Genomic DNA, 2,269 nt, shown 5'->3' on the forward strand with positions numbered 1-2,269 from the left:
ACCTTGGCTTCGATCAAACAAAGTGCTTGCAATAGAGGAGGAGTCCATACACGATGACCAGAAAATTGCCCGAGCCACAGGCTGGATCAAATACGCGGATTCTGGCCATACGATTGCGCAGATTCAGCAGCTTGCGGGGGTTGTCACCAGCTTCTTCCAACTTCTCGTTTAACTCATCCAGAAATAATGGGTTCAGCACTTTCAGGATATTGGGCACGCTGGTGTAGTGCATACCCAGGGCACCCCGTTCTTCATCATCGGCCACGGCCTGAATCATAGAGCCAAAGATATCCGGGTTGATCTGAGTCCAGTCCAAACTGCCAATGTGCAGCAGGTAGGAACGGGCAATTTTGCTGAAGTTTGGTACCTCAACACTACCGGAGAAGAGGCCACCGTTGACATAGGGAAAGCCATCGGCCCAGCGAGGAACACCAGCAGCTGACCGCTCGGATTTTTGGGTGTTCATGGCCAGGAAGATTTTGCTGATCACTTCGTGGGTGTTGGCCGCATCCCGGCTACTCATCTGGGCGACGGTATCGGTAAACAAGCCGCTACCCGAGAAGATGTCTGTGTCTTCTGCAAAGAAGCAGAAGATCAGCCGTGCCATAAAGTGATTCATTTCATGGCGCTGCTCTTCCGTGCCCCAGGTGGGGTTATCTTTCAGCAGCTCAACATAGAGCCGGTTCAGGCGGCTGGTGGCACGAATATCAAAAGAACTGTCGCGCACCTGCTTGACGGTGGTAATACCCGCCAAGGGCAAAAAGAAGCCGAAATGATCGGGAAAGCTTTCATAACTGCAGGCAACCGTTTCGCCGGTCTGCAAGTCTTCTGCTTCAAAATCCACGCCGTCAGTCGCCAGGATATAACGCGCCTTGGCTTTCCTGGTGGCGGGGCTGGCTTTCAGGGCTTGTAAAGTGGCTGTCACCTCACCAGCATCCGCAACAGCTAAGTGTATATTGCTGGTTTGCAGCACACCGCCCCAGGGGCCGGAGAAATCCGATTTATTAGTGGCACCCGAGCGCAACCTCTTAATCGTCGTCGCCCTATTGCCAAAAGCTTCGAGAAAGGCGTAAGGGAACTCAGCCGGATCAAAGGGCTGATAGGCTAAATCAGAAATAGCGGCTTCGATTTCTACTGCATTCATGGGGTGGGTTCAGACTCTTGGTATTCGATTGTCCTGGCTGAGTAAGGCCGAGCCGAGAAAAGACAAACGATCAGTCTAAGAGGTCAATCAGGGGAGCACAAGCTTAATCAAAAGCCACCAGGCAGTCCTCACCTAGTGGCTTTAAAGGTTTGATCAAACATCGATATCAGTCGATGGAACCCCTCACCTCGATGGGCAGTGCATTAATAAAGGCAGCCTGAATGAATTCATCGGTCAGTATTTCCAGGTTATTCGTGTTCAGGACTTGATCAACCCACAGGTAGACCGCTTCATAGTTGGTATAAAAATGCTCAATGCCCAGATACTCTGCAATGCCGTAACCTCTACGGACTTGCAACCTTTGGATTAATCTACGGCCAAAAATACGGGCATAGGGTGAAACGCGAATCCTGCCAATGGTATTATTTTTCATCAAGCACCTCCAAATCAGCAGCACTTTGGGAAAGCAGAGCCTCAAACGCACTGCCATCTTTTCGTGTCAGGTCAGGTACATAGTGGCTGTATACCCGGAACAGCATTTCCGTATTGGAGTGTCCGAGTTGGCGGGCAATCCATTCTGGATTTTCACCAGATGCCAACCAGAGAGTGGCAGCCGTATGTCGCGTTTCATAAGCTCGTCGCGACTCCAAACCTAACAGAAGCAGTGTGGGGTGCCAGATCCTGCGGTTGACGTTTCGATAATCCAGAGGGTTTCCCTTTCGGTCACAGAACACATACTCTGAAAAATCACCCGTTAATCGCTTTTGGTTTTGCATGGCCTCCAGTACACGACTGCTCATCTGCACAACTCGAGTAGAACCCTGGGTTTTTGTCCCTTCTGTCCGGCCATCGACCAAGGCTTCTCGCACGTGAATCTCCTTACGATGAAGGTCAACATGCTTCCACTTCAGTCCATCAATTTCGCTGGTTCTTAAGCCTGTAAAAAAACGCACTGTGTAGTAATTTTTGAAATCAAAACGTACCACCCTCAGAAATCGCTCAATTTCATCGAGTGTGAAAGGCATAACGTGAGGCTTGACTTCCTTCAGGTTCTTGATATTTCTGTATGGGGAGTGTCAATGGCCATTTATTTTGACCCACCTTTGGCCAATAAAATTGACCCAC

Annotated in this window: 3 protein-coding genes; all 3 read right to left on the reverse strand. The window is 49.9% G+C overall.

The genetic code is table 11. The annotated features are described in order from the left end of the window. Positions 1–13: 13 nt before the first annotated feature. On the reverse strand, positions 14–1,144 hold the full coding sequence (locus tag IBX50_RS19815) for a type IIL restriction-modification enzyme MmeI (protein ID WP_292258118.1): 1,131 nt from the start codon (positions 1,142–1,144) through the stop codon (positions 14–16). A gap of 166 nt (positions 1,145–1,310) precedes the next feature. Beyond that, complete coding sequence (locus tag IBX50_RS19820) at positions 1,311–1,577, reverse strand: hypothetical protein (protein ID WP_292258119.1); 267 nt, start codon at positions 1,575–1,577, stop codon at positions 1,311–1,313. Beyond that, positions 1,567–2,169 (reverse strand): site-specific integrase, encoded by a 603-nt coding sequence (locus tag IBX50_RS19825; RefSeq protein ID WP_292258120.1) that lies wholly within the window; start codon positions 2,167–2,169, stop codon positions 1,567–1,569. Before IBX50_RS19825 ends, IBX50_RS19820 begins: the two co-directional genes overlap by 11 nt. Positions 2,170–2,269: the final 100 nt, after the last annotated feature.

The organism is Marinospirillum sp. (assembly GCF_014859565.1).